This is a genomic window from Thermonema sp., from assembly GCF_026003375.1.
Taxonomy (GTDB): domain Bacteria; phylum Bacteroidota; class Bacteroidia; order Cytophagales; family Thermonemataceae; genus Thermonema; species Thermonema rossianum.
Genome location: NZ_BPHD01000001.1, coordinates 873,620 through 893,067, shown reverse-complemented (window position 1 = coordinate 893,067; position 19,448 = coordinate 873,620). Strand labels below are relative to the sequence as shown.

Below are 19,448 nucleotides of genomic sequence, written 5' to 3'. Positions count from 1 at the left end.
TGCTTTCTTAACAAAAGAATGGAATATCTTTGAAGAGTTCAATTGTTATTTTTCGTTTTTTTAAATCCGGTGCAGCCTTGCCAACAGGGGGCTGCCCGGGCAGCGGTAGTGGGGATATTCCCGCTTTATTGATTAATTTCACCTTTTGAAAAACAGATTTCCTGCTTTTTCTTAGTTGGGCAGTGCTTCCTTTATTCTAAATTGAAATGGCTCTATGATTCACTTTGAGAAATTTACTTTACCGAACGGTTTGCGTGTAATAGTACACGAAGACCACACAACCCCCATGGTGGTGGTCAATACTTTATATGATGTGGGCGCCCGCGACGAGCACCCCGAAAAAACCGGCTTTGCTCATCTGTTCGAACATTTGATGTTTGGTGGTTCTGCGCATGCCGAAAGTTTTGACGAACCCCTGCAAAAAGCCGGAGGCAGCTCCAATGCTTTCACCAGCAATGACCTCACCAACTATTACGATATTTTGCCGGCTGCCAACATCGAAACAGCCCTGTGGCTTGAGTCTGACCGCATGCTTTCTCTTTCTTTTAAGCAAGAAGTGCTGGATGTGCAAAAAAAGGTGGTGATTGAAGAGTTCAAACAGCGCTACTTGAATCAGCCCTATGGCGATGTGTGGCTGCACCTGCGCCCCTTGGCATATAAGGTGCACCCTTACCGCTGGAATACCATAGGAAAAGATATTTCGCATATCGAGCGCGCAACGATGGACGACGTGAAGGACTTCTTTTTCCGTTTTTATCGTCCGCAGCAGGCCATTCTGGTAATTGCAGGCGACATCAAGGCATCGCATGCACGGCAGCTGGTCAAAAAATGGTATGGCGATATCCCTGCCGGCGAACCATACCACAGGCAATTGCCCCAAGAGCCCCCTCAAACTCAGGCCCGCTTTCAAGAAGTGAAGGCTGCCGTGCCCTTGTCTGCTATTTACAAGGCGTATCATATGGTAGGGCGTACCCATCCGGATTATTATGCCACCGACATTTTGAGCAATGTGTTGGGCGCCGGCGAGTCGTCGCGCTTGCACAAAGCCCTGGTACAAGAACAACGCCTGTTTCATGAAATATATGCTTACATCATGGGGCACTTGGACCCCGGCTTATTGGTGATTCAGGGCAAACTGAACGAAGGTGTCTCCATAGAAGCTGCCAACCGCGCCATAGAGCAAGTGGTGGAGCAGCTGCTGCAAGAAGGCGTGCAAGCGCGGGAACTGGAGAAAGTAAAAAACCAAGCCGCTACCGATTGGGCTATGGGCAACGTAGAGTTGATGAACCGTGCGCTTCATTTGGCTTATTTTGAGCTGTTGGGCAATGCAGCAAACATAGAGCATGAGCTTGAGCGTATTCGTGCCGTAAGTCTTGGCGACATAAACCGTGTAGCTGCCGAAGTGCTTAACCCCAACAATTGCAGCACCCTCTTTTACATAGCAGAACCGGGCAGTGAGGCAAAGTAGAGCAGTATCCTGTTTGATTGACTGCAGGCAGAACAATTATTTGCAGGAAAATGTTAAATTCGTTGAGAATCAACTTAAAAAGCCATGAAGACTTCCACCCTGTCACAAACACCTCCCGAAGCGGTCTCCATAGACAAGCTGCTGCAAGAGCAAAGAGCGTTTTTTTACAGTGGACAGACATTGCCCCTGAGTTTCCGTAAGAAACAACTGGTGCAATTGAAAAAAGCCTTGCAAGAAAATGAAGCGGCTATTTATGAAGCCCTCAAAAAAGACTTCCAAAAGTCACCGTTCGAAACTTTTGTGACCGAAATAGCAGTACTGGTTTCTGAAATTGACTTTGTGCTGAAACACATAGATGATTGGGCTGCTCCCAAACGAGTGGCTTCTTCTTTGTTGAACTTCCCTTCTTCTGACTACGTCTATCCGCAGCCTTTTGGCGTTTGTCTGATCATAGGCGCTTGGAATTACCCGCTTCATTTAACCATAGCACCGGCCATACCGGCCATTGCTGCGGGCAACTGTGTGGTATTGAAGCCTTCGGAGCTGTCGCCACATACCTCGGCGCTCATCAAGCAACTGACCGACCGCTATTTCGACCCCCGCTTTATGGCTACCGTAGAAGGCGGCGTGGAGGTAAGCCAAAAGCTGCTTGAACAAGCATGGGATAAAATATTTTTTACGGGCAGCACCCGCGTAGGCAAGATAGTGATGGAGGCAGCCGCCAAGCATCTTACCCCGGTTGTCTTGGAGCTGGGCGGCAAGAGCCCGGCGGTTATAGATGCTTCCGCCAACATAGAGACAGCCGCCAAGCGCATCATCTGGGGCAAGATGGTCAATGCCGGGCAAACCTGTGTGGCGCCCGACTTTGTACTGGTGCATGAAGAAGTAAAAGAGTTGTTTTTGCACCATGCCGTGAAGTATATAAAAGAATTTTACGGCGAAGAGCCCGAATTGAGTCCCGACTTTCCGCGTATAGTGAACAGCCGCCATTTCGAGCGCCTGTCGAAACTGCTGGAGCGCACCAAGGGGCGCGTCGTGCATGGCGGGCAGCTCGATGCCACGCAGCTGTATATTGCGCCCACCATCGTAGATGGAGTAGGTTGGGATGATTCTTTGATGGAAGAGGAATTGTTCGGACCTATTTTGCCGGTGCTTACCTTTACCGATATTTACGAGGTGATGCACCGCCTCCAGCGCATGCCGCACCCCTTGTCCATGTATATTTTTACCAATGACAAAAAGACCGAGCAGCTTTTGATTGAGCGGGTGCCTTTTGGGGGCGGATGTGTAAATGATGTGGTAGTGCACCTGGCTAACCATCATCTGCCGTTTGGCGGCATTGGACCCAGCGGCATGGGCAACTATCACGGCAAATATGGGTTTGATGCCTTCACTCATTACAAAGGCATTGTAAAACATGCCACTTGGCTGGATGTGCCCTTGCGCTATGCGCCTTATGAAGGCAAGTTGAATATGGTGAAAAAGCTGGTGAAGTGGATTCTGTAAAATGAAAACCTTTTATTTTATTGCCCATAAAAGCAGACAGCCCGGTGCGTTGCCGGGCTGCTTTTTTGGGAAGGCATTAGGCATCGCTCATGACCTTGTAGCTTGGGTCTTCCATTACATTGACTTCAATTACCGCATCTGCCCTTTGTAGCAAACGGCGGCAGTCCGGACTCAGATGTTTGAGATGCACTTTTTTGCCGGCTTTCCGGTAGCGTTCCGTCACTTTGTTTAAGGCTTCTATGGCAGATATGTCGGCAATACGGCTTTCGGCAAAGTCGATGATGACTTCGTTGGGGTCGTTGTGTACGTCAAACTTTTCATTGAAAGCAGTGACAGAACCGAAAAAAAGAGGACCGTAGATTTCATAATGTTTTACGCCCTGCTCGTCGATACGCTTTCTTGCCCGTATGCGTTTGGCGTTGTCCCATGCAAAAACCAGGGCTGCAATGATGACGCCTATGATAACTGCCGGTGCCGGTTGTGCGGCATTACCGTAACCACCGTGACCAATACCATAACCAGTACGTCTGATTGTGGAAACTTGGTTAATGTCTTTTGCAAAGAAATTAAAAGGGTATTAAGGTTTTTATGAAGTTTTTTTCCCCAATCGAAAACTATTTGCTTTACCACTTTCTCTTACTATAAGAAAAGACCGCAGTCGATATGAAAAGTTGCCGGCTGCGTCTAAAAAAGAAGAGATTGAACGGGAGCTATATGTTTTCTTTTTCTTCTTGTTTTTCCAAAAACTCTAAGAATACGTCACTGTTGGGCTGCATGCTTAAATTTTGGTATATCCGTTTGAGCATATGCAGAAATTGCTCTTCTTCTTCTTTGCTGAATCCCATGAACACTTCTGCATGAAGCTCGTCGATGGCTTCCAGTGCATCTTGTACAGTCTTTTCGCCTTTACGTGTAAGGCTTAGCCAGTAGGAGCGCCCGTCATGGGGGTTTTCGCGTCGTATAATCACGCCCTTTCTTTCCAAATCACGCACGATGCGGGTCATGGCTGCTTTATCTACCTTCAATAAGTCGGACAGTTGTTGCTGACTTATCTTGTTTTGGTGTTCATGAATTAACCAAAGTGTATGAAAATGCCTATCGACAGGGGCAAAATGTAATTCGTAAGCAAGGGTCCGGTTATACATTTTGTCAAGTAAATAGAAAAACAGTCCAATGGAGCGCTTCTCTTTTTGCATACTTTTATTCATATAAACACATGTTTGCTTTTGTGTACTTGCTGCTTATCTTAACAGCGAAAGTTAAACATAAAACACGATAAGAACATGAAGGAAGGCAAAAGGTGGGCTATGTAGTGCGCGAAGCATTGAGTAATATAAGTATAAATCTTTAAAAATGAAAACTGCTTTTTCGCAATTTTTTTTGTGAAAACAATGAGTTTTATGTTCTGCGGCAATCGCTTTGAAAATAGCATGTCCACCTTTTTATAATGCTTGCCGTTTGTGAAAGGATTGTATTTTTACGCTTCAGATACTCGCATATTCTCATGAACGCACAACGCTTGGTTTTTATTGTCAATCCAATTGCCGGGGGCAAAAACAAAGAGGGCTTTGCCGGGTGGATACGTGATTTCTTTTCGAAAGAAGCATGGCAGATAGACATTCACTATACGCAGGCGCCGGGCGATGCTACGGAGCTTAGCCGCCGGGCCATTGAGCAGCCTTGCCGGGCGGTGGTGGCCGTCGGGGGCGATGGCACCATCAATGAAGTGGCACAGGCATTGTTGGGCACACCGGTGCCTTTGGGGGTGGTGCCTTTCGGTTCGGGCAACGGCCTGGCCCGGCATTTTGGCATTCCTTTACGCCCCCAAAAAGCCTTGGCATTGTTGAAGCAGGGCAAAACCATTTGCATGGATGTGGGGCGCATCAACGGCAAGGTGTTTTTATGCACAACCGGCATTGGCTTCGATGCGGCGGTGTCTGAACGCTTTGCTTCCTACCAAGCCCGTGGTTTTATGACCTATGTGCGCAGCACCTTGGAGGTGTTCGCCACTTATCGCCCCGAAGAGGTAGAAATAGACTGGGGCGAAGGGCGGCATGCTTATTCCATTTTTTCGGCTACGGTAGCCAATATATCACAGTATGGGAACAATGCCTATATTGCCCCGCAGGCAACTGCCGACGACGGATATTTGGATTTGTGCCTGCTGAAACCTTTTCCCAAATGGAAAATGCCCCTTGTAGGTGGTGCCTTGTTTGTTAAAAAACTGCCTGCTTTTAGTTTTTATGAGCACCGGTGTGTGAAACAAGTTACATTTTACCGGAAACGGGCGGCAGTGAGCCATCTCGATGGCGAAAATGTGTATGAAGGCAACCGCTTGCATGTGGAAATAGAGCCCCGTGCCTTGCATTTGATAGTGCCTCGCTAAGCATTATTCCCGGGAATTTATTAGCTTTTGCACCGCTTCGCTTTTGTTCAACCTTTTAAATGAACTGTTTTTATGAAAAGACCATACGGCATTCTCGCCCTGATGCTTGTTTTTCTGTTTACGGGAGTAGCTGCCCGGGCGCAAGACAAGGCATCACAAAAGCCACACAAGAAAGGAAAAGAGCCTTTGGTTTTCATCGATACCGACTACGGGCAGATAGTGTTGCTTTTATATGATCTGGCGCCCAAACACAAGGAAAACTTTTTGAAGCTCGCCAAACAAGGATTTTATGACGGCTTGCTTTTTCACCGCGTCATTGAGCACTTCGTGATTCAGGGGGGCGACCCTGACTCGCGCAATGCAAAAGCAGGACAGCTTTTGGGCGATGGCGATGTGGGCTATCGTATCGATGCCGAATTTGATGCACGTCTCTATCACAAGCGGGGGGCTGTGGGGGCTGCCCGCGACAACAACCCCGAAAAAGCTTCTTCCGGTTGTCAATTCTATATTGTGCAGGGCAAAAAACTGACCGACGAACAAATTGCTGCCATTTCTAAGCGTACCGGTGTGCAATTTACGCCCGAACAGATAGAAACCTATAAGACGGTAGGTGGCATTCCCCATCTGGACCAAAACTATACCGTCTTTGGGGAAGTGATTGCCGGCATGGAAGTAGTCGATAAAATTGCTGCCGTAGAAACCGATGCCAACGATCGCCCCAAACAAGATGTGCGTATGCGCATGAAAGTGAAAAAAATGAGCCGGAAGAAAATAGAAAAGCGCTTTGGCTATCGCTTCCCCGATTATTTGTAGTGTTTTGATTTTCAGTATGTTTAAATGCCAAATATAAAACCTTCAAAAACCTTATGACACGCGTATTGACGGGTATTCAAAGTTCAGGGCGCCCCCATTTAGGCAATATCCTGGGTGCCATTTTGCCGGCTATTGAGTTGTCGAAAAACCCGGACACCGAATCTTTCTTTTTTATTGCGGACCTTCACTCGCTGACCACCATCCGGGATGCGGCTCAGCGCATAGAAAACACCAATGCCGTGGCTGCCGCATGGTTGGCTTTTGGCTTCGATACCAAGAAAAACTATTTTTATCGCCAGTCGCGCGTGCCCGAAGTAACTGAGCTTACTTGGTACCTGTCTTGCTTTATGCCTTATTCGCGCTTGAAACTGGCTCATTCGTTTAAAGACAAGTCCGAAAAGCTGGGCGAGGAGTTTGTAAGCACCGGCTTGTTTACCTATCCGGTATTGATGGCTGCCGATATTTTGCTTTACGATGCCAATATTGTACCGGTAGGCAAAGACCAACAACAGCACCTCGAAATCACGCGCGACATTGCCGAGCGCATCAACCACCACTATGGCGAAGAAGTGTTTGTGTTGCCCGAAGCACGCATTCAGGAGCAGGTAATGACCGTGCCCGGCACCGATGGGCAGAAGATGAGTAAATCCTACGGCAACACCATTGATGTGTTTTTGAGTGGCAAGCCCCTGCGCAAGCAAATCATGTCGATAGTCACCGACAGCACCCCCCTTGAAGAACCCAAAAACCCCGACACCTGCAATGTGTTTAAGCTGTACAGTCTGCTGGCAAGCCCCGAAGAGGTGGAAGCCATGCGCCAAAACTACCTGAAAGGAGGCTATGGTTATGGGCATGCCAAGCAGGCACTGTATGAATTGATTGAAAAGAAGTTTGAAAAAGAGCGGGAGCTGTTCAATCATTATATGAGTAACCCCCAAGAGCTGGACGCTATCTTGCGTGAAGGTGAAGAAAAAGCAAGGGAGATAGCACACAAAACCCTGCAGCGGGTGCGCCGGGTGATGGGCTTTGCTTAAAGTCGTCGATTACGAAAGCATCAAACGGAGCTTACTATGCAACGCTTCATGCATTATATCAATGGGCAATGGTGCCCGCCTGCCTCGGGTGACTTCCTGCCTGTGGTGGAGCCGGCCACCGGGCAGGTATATGCCGAAGTGGCGGCGGGTACTGCTGCCGATGTAGAAGCGGCCGTGCAGGCAGCCCGGGCTGCTTTTCCCGCTTGGGCTTCCATGCCGGTGCGGCAACGCGCCCACTATCTGATGCGTATAGCCGAAGGCATAGAAGCGCGTTTGGCCATGTGGGCAGAAGCAGAAAGCCGCGATACGGGCAAGCCTCTGTCTTTGGCACAGCAGGTAGATATTCCGCGGGCAGCCCTGAATTTCGAGTTTTTTGCCACTGCCATCATGCAGATGGCATCGGAAAGCTACCAAACCGACACACACGCTATCAATTATGTGTTGCGGCAACCCTTAGGGGTGGTTGCCTGCATTTCCCCCTGGAACCTGCCACTGTATTTGTTCACTTGGAAAATAGCACCGGCGCTGGCAGCCGGCAACTGTGTAGTAGCCAAGCCTTCGGAACTTACGCCCGTAACTGCCACCCTCTTGGCCGGATTGTGCCAAGAGGCAGGCCTGCCGCCCGGTGTGCTGAATATCGTGCATGGGGTGGGGACAGAGGTAGGCGAACCCATGGTGTTGCATCCACAAGTGAAGGCGGTTTCTTTTACCGGCGGCACGCGCACCGGTGCACGCATTGCAGAGTTGGCAGCCCCTCGCTTCAAAAAGTTGTCTTTGGAGTTGGGCGGCAAAAACCCCACCATCGTTTTTGCTGATGCCGACTACGAGCAGGCACTCGAGACCAGCGTGCGGGCAGCCTTCCGCAACCAAGGCGAAATATGCTTGTGTGGTTCGCGCGTGCTGATTGAAGCCTCTTTGTATGAGCGATTTAAAAAAGATTTTGTAGAAAGAACACAGCGCTTGCGCATAGGCGACCCGCTGGACCCCGCCACAGACTTGGGCGCTTTGATTTCCGAAGCGCACCGCCAAAAGGTGCTGTCTTATATTGACTTGGCAAAAGAGGAGGGAGGCACGGTATTGACCGGCGGTGTTGCCCTGCAGCCGGCGGGGCGTTGTGCCAATGGGTATTTTATGGCACCCACTGTCATTGAGGGGCTGGATGCCCATTGCCGCACCAATCAGGAAGAAATCTTTGGTCCGGTGGTTACGCTCATCCCTTTCGAGACCGAAGAAGAAGCCGTTCATCTTGCCAATGCCACACCCTATGGTCTTTCGGCTTCGGTTTGGACGCAAAACCTGGCACGTGCTCACCGCGTGGCGGCAGCCATAGAAGCGGGCATCGTGTGGGTGAATAGTTGGATGCTGCGCGACCTGCGCACCCCCTTCGGCGGCATGAAGGCGTCGGGCGTGGGGCGCGAGGGGGGCTTCGATGCCCTGCGTTTCTTTACAGAACCTAAAAACGTGTGCATACGCTATGAGTAAACCGCAAATAGAAACCATCTACAGCCAACGGGCTGCCGAGCCGGTTGGTCCCTACCCGCATGCCAAACGGGTAGGCAACCTGCTTTTTTTGTGTGGTATGGGACCGCGCCGCCGGGGGCAGAAAGAAATCCCCGGGGCTATTTACAACGAACAAGGCGAAATAGTGGATTACGACATAGTGGAACAGGCAAAGGCCGTTTTTGAAAATATTCGCCTTGTGCTGGAAGAGGCAGGTGCCCGTTGGGAAGACATTGTGGATGTGACGGTGTTTCTTACCAATATGAAGCGCGACTTTGCCGCCTTCAACCAAGTGTACAAGGAGTATTTCGGCGAAGTACAGCCCACACGCACCACCGTGGAAGTGGGGGCGCTGCCTACACCCATTGCGGTAGAGTTGAAGGTGATAGCGGTGGTAGAGTAATGCCATCGAGAAAGCTTTTTCACTTTGTCTTTCTCATTTCGATTGCTTTTGGCGCTTCAAGCGTCCCCCTTTGCTTATTTGTGCTTTTTCCTCGCAGCCATTTGGTGGTTTCCCTCTTGTCATTTCGAGCGCAAGCGAGAAATCTCTTTTACTTCTTGTTGCTTGGTGGGCTTTGAGATTTCTCACCTCACTGCGTTCGGTTCGAAATGACAGGCTGTGCTGCGCTCCGTTCGAGATGACAAAAAAGTTTTTTCTGCACGAGCAATTTCTTGTTTTTTGCCTTCTCTGCCTACTTTATGCCTTCCCCTTATCTTTTCGGGTCCTTCTTTTTCTTTCAACTCCCCTCTTGTCATTTCGAGCGCAAGCGAGAAATCTCTTTTATTTCTTGTTGCTTGTTGGGCTTTGAGATTTCTCACCTCACTGCGTTCGGTTCGAAATGACAGGCTGTGCTGCGCTCCGTTCGAAATGGCTGGCTACATTTTGCAGCGGCAGGGATTTCTTTGAGTGTATAAAAAAGAAGGCTGCCCGGGAAGGGCAGCCTTTGGCTTCTTATTTGAGTACTTTCACCTCTACCCGCCGGTTCAAAGCACGGCTTGCTTCGTCATCTTTCATGGTCAAGGGACGTGTGCCGCCATAGGCTTTGTATTTGATGCGTTTGGGGTCTATGCCCTTGCGAATCAGGTAGCTGCCTACAGCCTTTACCCGGTCTTCGGAAAGTTTGATGAGCGACTTTTTGTTGCCATACGGCTCGGTGTGCCCTTCCAACAGAATGACTGTGTTGGGGTTTTCTTTGAGGGTTTCAGCCAGGGCATCCAAGGTAGGGTAGGACTCGGGCAGCAGGTCGGCACGCCCCCGGGCAAAATATATGTTTTCAAGACGGATTTTATTGCCTTTTTCGAGGGGTGTCAGTTCAATATCTTTGACCACCTCCGTGTATTCTTTTTTGTCTGAAAGGTCAATGGTCACCTCGGCAGGAAAGAACCCTTTGGCACTTGCATGCACCACATACTTTTTCTGTGGCTCCAGCGATGCTTGATACATGCCCTGTGCATCGCTTTCGATGGTGAAGGTGGTGTCATCGGAGCTTATTTTCACTTCGGCAGCAATGGGGGCTTTGGTACGCTCATTGCGCACCTGTCCGGTGAGCATAATCACTACCTTCGGGCGGCTTTTTATACTGACTTGTATGCGATAAATGTCTTCGTTGGATACGAAATAAGCATATTCGCCGGAGGCTGAAATACTAAAATAGGCTTCCCAGCCTTTGGTGTTGACTGCCGGTCCCAAGTTTTTGGGAGGGGTCCAGTTGGTCCAGCTGTCATCGAGGCGGCGGCTCATGAATATATCCGACGAGCCGTAGCCGGGATGCCCGGTGCTGGCAAAGTAAAGGGTTTTGCCATCGGCAGCAAGGAAAGGCGACATTTCGTTGGCGGCGGTATTGATGACCGGGCCTAAATTACGGGGCTTGGAAAAGCGTTTTTCGCCTTTCTTAAAAGATACGTATAAATCTTTGCCCCCATGGGTGTCTGCCATCTTGATGGCCATGAGCAACACCTGCCCGTCGGCAGAGAGGCAGTATTCCGAGAACTGACTGCTGTTTTCAAACCCTTCGATGATGAGCTCTTCGGGCTGTGTCCACTTGCCGTCAATTTTTTTGGCAATAGACACCCCTTTTTTCATGCTGCCGTCAGGAAGATACACATTGTTGATGAGCATGGTGGTGCCATCGGCAGAAATGGAAAAAGAGGAGTTGTGTGATGGGTTGTTGATGGGAGGACCCAAATTGACCGGCTCGCTAAACGACAGGTCCGGGTTGATTTTGCTGTACCATACATCCTGGCGGTATTCTTTTTCGCCCCGCTCATTGACAAGTGGTATGTTTTGCGGGTGGTTTTCGCGGGTAAAATAGAGTATTGTGCCGTCGGGCGATATGTTGGGGGCTATTTCGATATAAGGGCTATTGATGGTTTCGCTGAGTTTTTCGGCGGTGGCTTTCCATTCAAATACGTCGTCGGCAACGGGAATATGTGGTTTTACGGGGGCAGTATCCGTAGAAATGCCGATGGCGTCGATGCAATTATAGCCGGGCACCTTCACCGGTGAAAGAATGACCTTTACACTTTTGACCGCATAGGAGGTGGGCGAAACGCTTACGCTGAAAAGGCGGCTTTTTTCGCGTAATGGTCCCAGATTGGTGTTTCGATAAACCAAGTAGGGGTTGTCGTCGGTATCGTAGAAATATATTTCACGGATAGCGCCCGGGCGGCTGCATTCGGCTACTACCACCTGCCGCACCCCTTTGACCGGCTTGGAAAACCCTACTTTGATGAACTCTTCATTGGCGTTGGGGGTAGAGGGCGCCCACATGACCGGACTTTCGCCACTGCCGTTGCTTAAAAAGCCGTTGGGCGGTCCCAGCACCTGTTCGGGGGCATACTGTTTGGGGTCATCGAGGCGTGTGTAATAAGAGGAATACTCCAGCACTTGGTCTGCCCAATAAACCTCCGGGGCTTGCATTTGAGCCCATAGTGCCTGTGCCCATAAACCAAACAACGCAGAAAGCAAAAAAACATACTTTTTCATGAGAAACCGTTGATGTGTACCTTCGTTTTTAATCTATAAACTTCGCCTAAAATAATCAATTTTTTGTAGAGAACCGTATGCGTTTAATCTGTCAAGTCTATAGTTTGCCATGGCAGTTCCCGTTTGAAACTCAACAGGCCACTGGCGGTATCATGTTTATAACTGTCAAATACAGGCGCTGCCAGCATGAAGCCATCCATACGTAATAAGCCCCAGTGCCCTTGCTGTTTGACCACCACTATTTGTTCATTCAGCAGCACAACCTGCTCATAATCCGTATGCAAGCGCTCAATGCCTTGAGTGTCCACAATGCCCTGTTGATTTGCTTTGCTTACCAACCACCAGCCGCCGGGCAGGCGCTCAATGCTGTCATATTCGAAAGGCACTACGGTTTTACCTTCCTTATTGATAACGCCCCACTTGTCTTGGTATTTTACAATGGCCGTACCTGCTTGAAAACTTTCGGCTTCTGCATAGCGCGGCTGTATGCGTAGTGTTTCCCATGTATCTATGAAGCCCCACTTTCCGGCTATTTGCACGGCAGCCAGCCCTTCTGAAAAGGGCTTTACATCGCCATAGCGCGTGCTGATGCGCTTGTTGCCGCGTGTGCTCACAAAACCCCAGCTGCTGCCTTCGCGCACCGGCACCAAGCCTTGCTGTGCCAGTCCCAAGGCGCCAAAAGGACGCAGCGGCAGCAGCCATTCGCCTGTGTTGCTTACCAGACCATATTTTCCTTCATGATATACAGTAAAAATGCCGTCTTGCGAAAGCCCGAGTATGCGCTCGTAAAGTGGTTCTATGATCCATTGTCCCAATCGATTGAAAACACCTTCATGTCCCCCATAGCGCACAAGGTAAAGGTCTTGATTGAGTTGCTTCCATTCATGAACTTTCCCCCCCGGCTCACCCTGTGGCAAGCGCAGCAGCTGCCAGTCATGGTTTTGCTTGATTAAGCAGGCATAACGGCTGAGCAGTAGCAGGGAATCGGCAGCAGGCTCTACCATCCACTGTTGTGCAGCTTCGGAATAAAGCCCTTGCTTTTGTTCTACTTGCACTATCCAGTAAGGGGGAACATAGGCAAGCAGGCTATCGAAGCGCGGCGCAACCACCCAGCGGCTCAGGCGGTCCATGATGCCCCATTGCCCCTTTTGCTTCACGGCAAAGCGCTCAAAGTGAAACGGGCGAATATCTTCATAGGCGCCAAAGGGAATAAGTTGCTTTTTGTTTGCATCGTAAAGCGCCCATTGGCCTTCTTTGTAAACGCTGAAAAAGCCCGGCAGATCGGTGCGCACACTGTCAGCAGGAGGGGTGATGCGCTCAAATGCCCGGTTCAGCACATAGCAGCCGCTGCTGTCGCGTACAAGACAAAGCCCGTCGCCTACCGGCTGAATGTATTCGTATTGTGGCGGTGTCAGGAGCTTGCCGCCGGGCGACAGAAAGCCACTGCGGCCGTCTAAGCTGTATGCCAATAGTTGGGCATCGACCGGGAAGATGTCTGCCAGGCAGAGCACTGCCTGTTGTTCGCCCCTTTCATCATAGAACTGCCATTCGGGGAAAGGTGCCACCCGGTAGCGTTTGTCGTGGATGGCATAAATGGCGCGGTATTGAAGTGGCAGCAGCAGCCGGCCTTGGGCATCGCATACGCCCCAGCGCCCACTTTCTTGCACGATGGCGTGGGCAGCATCTACGATATGCAGGGCGTCCCATGCACGTCCGCCAAAGTGAGGTGTCAATGTCTGCTCTTGATAGGCTTGCCAGCGGCTTTGACGGCGCACAAGCCAAAAGCCCTGTTCAAAACGCAGCCCTTGGAAGGCAATATCCCATATGACTTTCCCCTTGAAGTCAATAGCACCAAACAACCACTTTCCGCTTGCCTGACGCTTGCCCACAATCCAGTATTTGCCCCTTTCCACACTCTGCATGAAGTGGTATTGAAGGGGCAGCACTACCTTGTTTTTTAAAGTGTGCAATCCCCACAAGGTGTCTTTGCCTTGCCGTTTGCCTATTGCCAGCAGGCCGGATTGTGGATAGCGAATGGCATCATATTGAGCCGGAAGCACCACTTTGCCCGTAGGGATATGCACCAAACCCCACAGCCCGTTTTGCACGAATCCTATGAGCTGATTGTAGCTGTCTTGCTGAAGAGAGCCGTCGGCTACATTGCCATGGCGCCGGTAGTCTATCCAGTAGTAGTCGTCTGCCCAGCCGATGTAGTCATACTGTGGCGGAAGCACAAACTTCCCCTTGCTGTCGATAAGCCCCCACCGGCCTGCTTCCATGACTTTGGCATAGCCGCTGCGCATGAAAGGAAATGCTTTTTGAAAGCGTGGCGGAATAACAAAGCCATCATGGCCGGGCGTGGGGCTGTAGCCGTAAAGCCCTTGCGCAGAGCGTTGAACGAAAAGCGTTTGGGCATGCCCCCAAGATATGGCAAGCAATGACAGACAGCCGGTAAGCAGAAAACGAAAAACAAGCAGATGGCGCATGGTGTCAGGAAAGTCACTTTTTATCTTACAAAGATGCTAAGATTTTGTGTAAGAGTGAAGGACGTCAATATTTGATGCCCGGTGCGGCATTCGTAAAGAAAGCAAAGTTAAAAGGATTGTTGAAAGGCAGTACTACATTTTTATTAGAAAAATGTACCTTGCCGTAAAGAACAAAACATAAGCTACAGCCCCATGAGTGCTTCAATTCTTAGTGTCTTTCGTGCTTTACAATCAGAGATAAAAGGCGGCTTTTTTACTGATGAGACCATGCGCCGGTTATATGCAACCGACGCTTCGGCTTACAGGGAGCTGCCGGCGGCGGTGGCTTGCCCGCGCAACGAAGAAGAAGTGGCTCTGTTGGTGCGGGCAGCGCTTGAGTATGGTTTTGCTTTGATTCCGCGCACCGCCGGCACTTCATTGGCAGGGCAGGTGGTAGGCAATGGCGTGGTGGTGGATGTGTCGCGTCATATGCGGCAAATTCTGAATATAGACCCGGCGCGCAGGCGTGTACGTGTGCAACCCGGTGTGATTCGCGATAACTTGAACATGGCGCTCAAAGAATATGGATTGTTTTTTGCCCCGGAGACTTCTACCGCCAACCGGGCAATGATTGGGGGCATGGTGGGCAACAACTCGTGTGGTGCCAATTCATTGGTATATGGCAGCACACGTGACCACCTGCTGTCTGTCAAAGGATTCATGGGCGATGGGCATTACCGTCATATCCATGCTTTGTCTGACGAAGCGTTTTATGCCAAGCTGCAAGCCGGCGACCCGGAAGGGCAGATATACCGCACGCTTTACAACATATTGATAGAACCGGCAAACCGGCGGGAAATCGAGCGTCAATATCCCAAAAGCAGCATCCGGCGCCGCAATACCGGCTATGCCTTGGATTTGCTGTTGCGGCATCGCCCTTTCCAAGAAGACGGCACACCTTTTAACCTGTGCACCTTGCTTGCCGGCTCGGAAGGGACCTTGATGCTCATGACAGAGCTGGAATTGAACCTGGAGCCTTTGCCGCCTCCTCACAAAGCACTGGTTTGTATTCACTGTGAAAGTATTGACGAATCGCTGCGTGCCAATCTGTTGGCTTTGGAGCACCGGCCCACCGCTTCGGAACTGATGGACCACTATGTGCTTGAGTGTACAAAAAACAACATAGAACAGCAGCAGAACCGCTTTTTTGTAAAAGGCGACCCGGCTGCTATCCTGATGGTGGAAATTTCGGACCATAGCGAGCACAAAGCCATCGAGCGGGCAAAACAATTGGTAGCCCATTTGAAAGAAGCGGGCTACGGCTATCATCATCCTATCGTGACCGGCGATGATATTCAAAAAGTGTGGACGCTGCGCAAAGCCGGCTTGGGCTTGTTGTCCAATATGCCCGGCGATGCCAAGCCGGTGCCCGTCATAGAAGACACGGCCGTAGATGTGCGCGACCTGCCCGATTATATCCGCGAGTTCAACGACATACTGAAAAAATACGGACTGTATTCGGTACACTACGCCCATGCCGGTGATGGCGAATTGCATTTGCGTCCCATCATCAATTTGAAAACCAAAGAAGGAAATGCACTTTTCCGGACCATCTTGGAAGAAGTTGCCGCACTGGTAAAGCGCTATCGCGGCTCTTTGAGTGGTGAACACGGCGATGGGCGCCTGCGTGGCGAGTTCATTCCCTTCATGTTGGGCGAGCAGGTATATGCCTGGTTGAAAGAAGTGAAAAAAGCCTTCGACCCGCAGAATATTTTCAACCCGGGCAAAATAGTGGACACGCCCCCCATGAACACCTCCTTGCGTTTTGAGCCGGGGCAGCCCACGCCTGACATCCCCACGCTGCTGAATTTCGATAGTAGCCTGGGCATTCTGCGTATGGCAGAAATGTGCAATGGTACTGCCGAATGCCGGCGTACGCACCACCGGGGCGGCACCATGTGTCCCAGCTATATGGCTACACTCGACGAAAAAGACACCACCCGGGCACGAGCCAATATTTTACGGGAGTTTTTGACCCACTCGCCCAAGTCCAACCGCTTTGCACATGATGAAATCCACGAAGTCATGGACCTTTGCCTTTCGTGTAAAGGGTGCAAGGCAGAATGCCCCTCGAATGTGGATGTGGCAAAGATGAAAGCGGAGTTCCTTTATCAATACTATTGCGAAAAAGGCATTCCATGGCGCAGCCGCCTGATTGCTTCCATAGACAAAGTCATGCGTTGGGCTGCTTTGCTGCCATCGCTCTACAACAGGCTGGGGCGTGGGGCGCTTGTCAAACGCCTGATGGGCATGGCACCACAGCGTAGCTTGCCCCGTCTGCACCGCCGCACTTGGGCGCAATATCTCAACAAACGTTTGGCAGCGGGCCAAACCACTGCCTCGCAGCGCACGGTGGTGTATCTTTTTGTAGATGAGTTTACTAACTATCACGATGTGCCGGCCGGCATAGCCATGACCGAACTGCTGCTGGCATTGGGCTATGAAGTGCGCCGGGTAAAGCACTTTCCTTCAGGCAGAGCCTGTATTTCCAAAGGCTTGCTCAAAGAAGCACAAAACTATGCACGACGCAACGTGGAAATATTTGCCCCTTTGCTCATAGAGCAGCCGGCAGTGTTGTTGGGGGTTGAACCATCTGCCATTCTTAGTTTTCGTGACGAATATCCCGATTTGCTTTCCGGCACCTTGCAAAGTAAAGCAAAGGCAGTAGCAGAAAAAGCCCTGCTGCTCGATGAGTTTTTGGCGCAGCAAATGGAAGCAGGGGCTATTTCAAACAGTGCTTTCAAGGCACTGGACCGTACAATATGGGTGCATGGACACTGCCACCAGAAAGCATTGTCTTCGCTCACCTACACGCGCAAGGCGCTATCGTTGATTCCCGGCCTTTCTGTGCGTTTTATACCTTCGGGATGCTGTGGTATGGCAGGCTCTTTTGGTTATGAAAAAGAGCATTACGACTTATCGATGAAAATAGGGGAGTTGGTGCTGTTTCCTGCCGTACGACAGGCTGCCCCGGGTGACATAGTGCTGGCCTCGGGCACCAGCTGCCGGCATCAAATAGCCGACGGCACCGGCCGGCAGGCCATGCACTTGGCAGAAGTTCTATATGAGGCACTGAAAAAGAGTGAATAGTCTTTATTTAACGGTTAAAAAATGAATACTGTATCGAAAATCATTAACGACCGGCAACAAGCACAAGCCGTTTGCAGGCAATGGAAGCAAGCCGGCGAAATCGTGGTGTTTACCAACGGCTGCTTCGATATTCTGCATGCCGGACATGTAACCTATTTGGAGCAAGCCCGTTCTTTGGGCAACCGCTTGGTGATAGGGTTGAATACCGACGCTTCAGTGCGTCGTTTGAAAGGTGAGGCGCGTCCTATTGTGCCACAAGAGGCGCGGGCACGCTTGCTGGCTGCCTTGCAGGCAGTGGATATGGTGGTGTTTTTCGAAGAAGACACCCCTTTGGCGCTCATACAGACACTTTGTCCTGACATTTTGGTAAAGGGGGGCGATTATACAGAGGACACCATCGTTGGTGCAGATTTTGTAAAAAGCAAAGGCGGACATGTGGAAGTAATCCCTTTTCTGGATGGTTTTTCCACTTCTAAGATTATCGAAAAAATCATAAAATTACACTGTCAAAAACAAAAATAGCCTATGTATTTTGTACTGATTATTGCCTTGATGATTATAGGCGGCATTGTGCAATGGCGCTTGCGAAGCAAGTTTGCCAAATATAGCCGCATTCCTTTGGCATCGGGTATGAGCGGGGCAGAAGTGGCACGGCAGATGCTGCGCGACCACGGCATCTATGACGTGGAAGTTATCTCTGTGCCCGGGCAATTGACCGACCACTATAACCCCATGGACAAAACCGTCAACCTGAGCGAAGATGTGTATTATGGGCGCTCGGCAGCCGCAGCCGCCGTGGCAGCTCATGAATGCGGGCACGCCATTCAGCATGCCGAAGCATACAGTATGCTGCAGTTGCGTTCTGCTTTGGTGCCCGTTCAAAACGTGAGTGCCACCATTCTCAATGTTATTATGTGGGTGAGTTTCCTGGGGGGCTATCTGTTCTTCCGGCTTATTCCTATCGAAACAGTGCTGCTTATCATCATTGCAGCCTATGGCGTCATGACTTTGTTCAGCTTCGTTACCTTGCCTGTGGAGATAGATGCAAGCCGCCGTGCCATTCGTTGGATAGAATCGCGTGGCGTGGTGAGTCCGGCCGAAGCCCCTATGGCGCGTGATGCGCTTAAATGGGCTGCCTACACCTATGTAGTAGCTGCCTTGAGTGCACTTACCATGCTGCTCTATTATGTGTTGCAGTTTATGGCGGCTTCGTCAGATGATTAAAAACACTTTGCGGAGGCAAAAAAGAAAAAAGCGCCTGTTGTTGGCGCTTTTTTTGTTGCTAAAGATGAAGAGCTATTGACGAGCAACAAAACTAAAACCAAAACCAAAACCAACAAAAGCATGCCTAAATGTATGACCATACAATGGCAAGGCAAAACTTATTGCCTCGAGCTTGACAAGGCAACCCCCATTGGCATTCCATTGCGTGCGGGCGGTCAAAACCCCAACTGCTATTGGGCAGAGCCGCCACGCTTCGAAACCATACGCGTGGGCGACTTTGTGGGCAGTGTGGCAGAGGGAGGCAGTTGCAACTATCAAAAAGTAACCCTTACACCCCATGGCAATGGCACACACACCGAATGCTATGGACATATATGCGATGACCCGCAGGCTACCATTGCCCGCTGCCTTCAAGCCGGCTGGTGGGTGGCATTGCTTGTGAGTCTCGAGCCCGAAAAACAAGCATCCGGCGACCGGGTGCTTACCTTAAGCGCATTAAAAGCATCAATAAACAAACTGCCACTCACTGACTTTGAAGCTTTGGTGATTCGCACACTGCCCAATACAGCCGAAAAAATGACCAAAAACTACAATAACACCAACCCGCCCTATATGGAGCCTGCTCTTGCCGAATGGTGTGCCCGGCAAGGCATCCGGCATTTGTTGGTAGATTTGCCTTCGCTCGATCGTGAAGAAGATGGCGGCAAGTTGTTGGCACACAAAGCCTTTTGGCAGTACCCGCAGGCGATACGGCGCCATGCTACCGTAACCGAATTGATTTACGTGCCCGATGCGCTGCCCGATGGCTTATATGCCTTGCAACTGATGGCACCCTTTTGGGAAACCGACGCAGTGCCTTCAACGCCTGTGCTTTTTCCCCTGAAAGAAATTGAAGTATGATTTAGGAGATTTCACC

14 protein-coding genes and 1 pseudogene are annotated in these 19,448 nt (G+C 50.4%); 11 read left to right on the top strand and 4 right to left on the bottom strand.

Translation table 11 applies throughout. From position 1 onward, the window contains the following. The first annotated feature begins 214 nt into the window (after positions 1-214). Positions 215-1,468, top strand: a complete 1,254-nt coding sequence (locus QVE43_RS03760) for a pitrilysin family protein (RefSeq protein WP_288004406.1) — start codon at positions 215-217, stop codon at positions 1,466-1,468. An 84-nt stretch (positions 1,469-1,552) separates the two neighbouring features. Beyond that, positions 1,553-2,974, top strand: coding sequence for an aldehyde dehydrogenase (locus tag QVE43_RS03755; protein ID WP_288004404.1), 1,422 nt, complete (start codon positions 1,553-1,555; stop codon positions 2,972-2,974). Between the two features lie 76 nt (positions 2,975-3,050). Here the strand turns inward: QVE43_RS03755 and QVE43_RS03750 are convergent. Both QVE43_RS03750 and QVE43_RS03745 read right to left on the bottom strand, forming a co-directional pair. Beyond that, positions 3,051-3,529 (bottom strand): annotated as a pseudogene (locus tag QVE43_RS03750) (STAS domain-containing protein); the annotation flags it as partial. A 155-nt stretch (positions 3,530-3,684) separates the two neighbouring features. After that, complete coding sequence (locus QVE43_RS03745) at positions 3,685-4,182, bottom strand: MarR family winged helix-turn-helix transcriptional regulator (protein ID WP_288004402.1); 498 nt, start codon at positions 4,180-4,182, stop codon at positions 3,685-3,687. Between the two features lie 296 nt (positions 4,183-4,478). Here QVE43_RS03745 and QVE43_RS03740 point away from each other — a divergent pair, with 296 nt between their 5' ends. The 5 genes from QVE43_RS03740 to QVE43_RS03720 all read left to right on the top strand — a co-directional run bounded on the left by QVE43_RS03740 (position 4,479) and on the right by QVE43_RS03720 (position 9,110). Then, a complete protein-coding gene (locus tag QVE43_RS03740) occupies positions 4,479-5,360 on the top strand; it encodes a diacylglycerol kinase family protein (RefSeq protein WP_288004400.1) in 882 nt (293 codons plus the stop codon). Between the two features lie 72 nt (positions 5,361-5,432). After that, positions 5,433-6,173: a peptidylprolyl isomerase gene (locus QVE43_RS03735; RefSeq protein WP_288004398.1), complete on the top strand. Its 741-nt coding sequence runs from the start codon at positions 5,433-5,435 to the stop codon at positions 6,171-6,173. A gap of 53 nt (positions 6,174-6,226) precedes the next feature. Then, positions 6,227-7,207: a tryptophan--tRNA ligase gene (gene trpS, locus QVE43_RS03730; RefSeq protein WP_038032921.1), complete on the top strand. Its 981-nt coding sequence runs from the start codon at positions 6,227-6,229 to the stop codon at positions 7,205-7,207. Between the two features lie 36 nt (positions 7,208-7,243). Then, positions 7,244-8,689 carry an aldehyde dehydrogenase gene (locus QVE43_RS03725; protein ID WP_288004396.1) on the top strand — a complete coding sequence of 482 codons (1,446 nt, stop codon included), beginning with the start codon at positions 7,244-7,246 and terminating at the stop codon, positions 8,687-8,689. Next, entirely contained in the window at positions 8,682-9,110 is a 429-nt protein-coding gene (locus QVE43_RS03720; protein WP_038032923.1) for a RidA family protein, read from the top strand. Before QVE43_RS03725 ends, QVE43_RS03720 begins: the two co-directional genes overlap by 8 nt. 549 nt (positions 9,111-9,659) lie before the next feature. On the opposite strand, the gene QVE43_RS03715 is transcribed toward QVE43_RS03720, so the two are convergent. Together QVE43_RS03715 and QVE43_RS03710 are read right to left on the bottom strand one after the other, a co-directional pair. Next, the gene (locus tag QVE43_RS03715) at positions 9,660-11,693 is read right to left on the bottom strand and encodes an OmpA family protein (RefSeq protein ID WP_288004393.1); all 2,034 of its coding nucleotides are present in this window, start codon (positions 11,691-11,693) and stop codon (positions 9,660-9,662) included. Between the two features lie 83 nt (positions 11,694-11,776). Further along, positions 11,777-14,179: a WG repeat-containing protein gene (locus QVE43_RS03710; RefSeq protein ID WP_288004391.1), complete on the bottom strand. Its 2,403-nt coding sequence runs from the start codon at positions 14,177-14,179 to the stop codon at positions 11,777-11,779. 192 nt (positions 14,180-14,371) lie between these two features. Here QVE43_RS03710 and QVE43_RS03705 point away from each other — a divergent pair, with 192 nt between their 5' ends. From QVE43_RS03705 to QVE43_RS03690, 4 genes are all read left to right on the top strand, one after another. Beyond that, positions 14,372-17,308 carry an FAD-binding and (Fe-S)-binding domain-containing protein gene (locus tag QVE43_RS03705; RefSeq protein WP_288004389.1) on the top strand — a complete coding sequence of 979 codons (2,937 nt, stop codon included), beginning with the start codon at positions 14,372-14,374 and terminating at the stop codon, positions 17,306-17,308. Positions 17,309-17,329: 21 nt separating this feature from the next. Then, positions 17,330-17,830 (top strand): D-glycero-beta-D-manno-heptose 1-phosphate adenylyltransferase, encoded by a 501-nt coding sequence (rfaE2, locus tag QVE43_RS03700; RefSeq protein ID WP_288004387.1) that lies wholly within the window; start codon positions 17,330-17,332, stop codon positions 17,828-17,830. Positions 17,831-17,833: 3 nt separating this feature from the next. Further along, complete coding sequence (locus tag QVE43_RS03695) at positions 17,834-18,532, top strand: zinc metallopeptidase (RefSeq protein ID WP_288004385.1); 699 nt, start codon at positions 17,834-17,836, stop codon at positions 18,530-18,532. 120 nt (positions 18,533-18,652) lie between these two features. Then, positions 18,653-19,432 (top strand): cyclase family protein, encoded by a 780-nt coding sequence (locus QVE43_RS03690; protein ID WP_288004383.1) that lies wholly within the window; start codon positions 18,653-18,655, stop codon positions 19,430-19,432. The last annotated feature ends 16 nt before the right edge of the window (positions 19,433-19,448 follow it).

Bases quoted from the DNA above. Each gene is read 5' to 3' on its own strand.
- QVE43_RS03755 (WP_288004404.1), top strand. From the start codon at position 1,553: ATGAAGACTTCCACCCTGTCACAAACACCTCCCGAAGCGGTCTCCATA.
- QVE43_RS03720 (WP_038032923.1), top strand. From the start codon at position 8,682: ATGAGTAAACCGCAAATAGAAACCATCTACAGCCAACGGGCTGCCGAG.
- trpS (WP_038032921.1), top strand. From the start codon at position 6,227: ATGACACGCGTATTGACGGGTATTCAAAGTTCAGGGCGCCCCCATTTA.
- QVE43_RS03705 (WP_288004389.1), top strand. From the start codon at position 14,372: ATGAGTGCTTCAATTCTTAGTGTCTTTCGTGCTTTACAATCAGAGATA.
- QVE43_RS03740 (WP_288004400.1), top strand. From the start codon at position 4,479: ATGAACGCACAACGCTTGGTTTTTATTGTCAATCCAATTGCCGGGGGC.
- QVE43_RS03725 (WP_288004396.1), top strand. From the start codon at position 7,244: ATGCAACGCTTCATGCATTATATCAATGGGCAATGGTGCCCGCCTGCC.
- QVE43_RS03715 (WP_288004393.1), bottom strand. From the start codon at position 11,693: ATGAAAAAGTATGTTTTTTTGCTTTCTGCGTTGTTTGGTTTATGGGCA.
- QVE43_RS03710 (WP_288004391.1), bottom strand. From the start codon at position 14,179: ATGCGCCATCTGCTTGTTTTTCGTTTTCTGCTTACCGGCTGTCTGTCA.
- rfaE2 (WP_288004387.1), top strand. From the start codon at position 17,330: ATGAATACTGTATCGAAAATCATTAACGACCGGCAACAAGCACAAGCC.
- QVE43_RS03690 (WP_288004383.1), top strand. From the start codon at position 18,653: ATGCCTAAATGTATGACCATACAATGGCAAGGCAAAACTTATTGCCTC.
- QVE43_RS03735 (WP_288004398.1), top strand. From the start codon at position 5,433: ATGAAAAGACCATACGGCATTCTCGCCCTGATGCTTGTTTTTCTGTTT.
- QVE43_RS03745 (WP_288004402.1), bottom strand. From the start codon at position 4,182: ATGAATAAAAGTATGCAAAAAGAGAAGCGCTCCATTGGACTGTTTTTC.
- QVE43_RS03695 (WP_288004385.1), top strand. From the start codon at position 17,834: ATGTATTTTGTACTGATTATTGCCTTGATGATTATAGGCGGCATTGTG.
- QVE43_RS03760 (WP_288004406.1), top strand. From the start codon at position 215: ATGATTCACTTTGAGAAATTTACTTTACCGAACGGTTTGCGTGTAATA.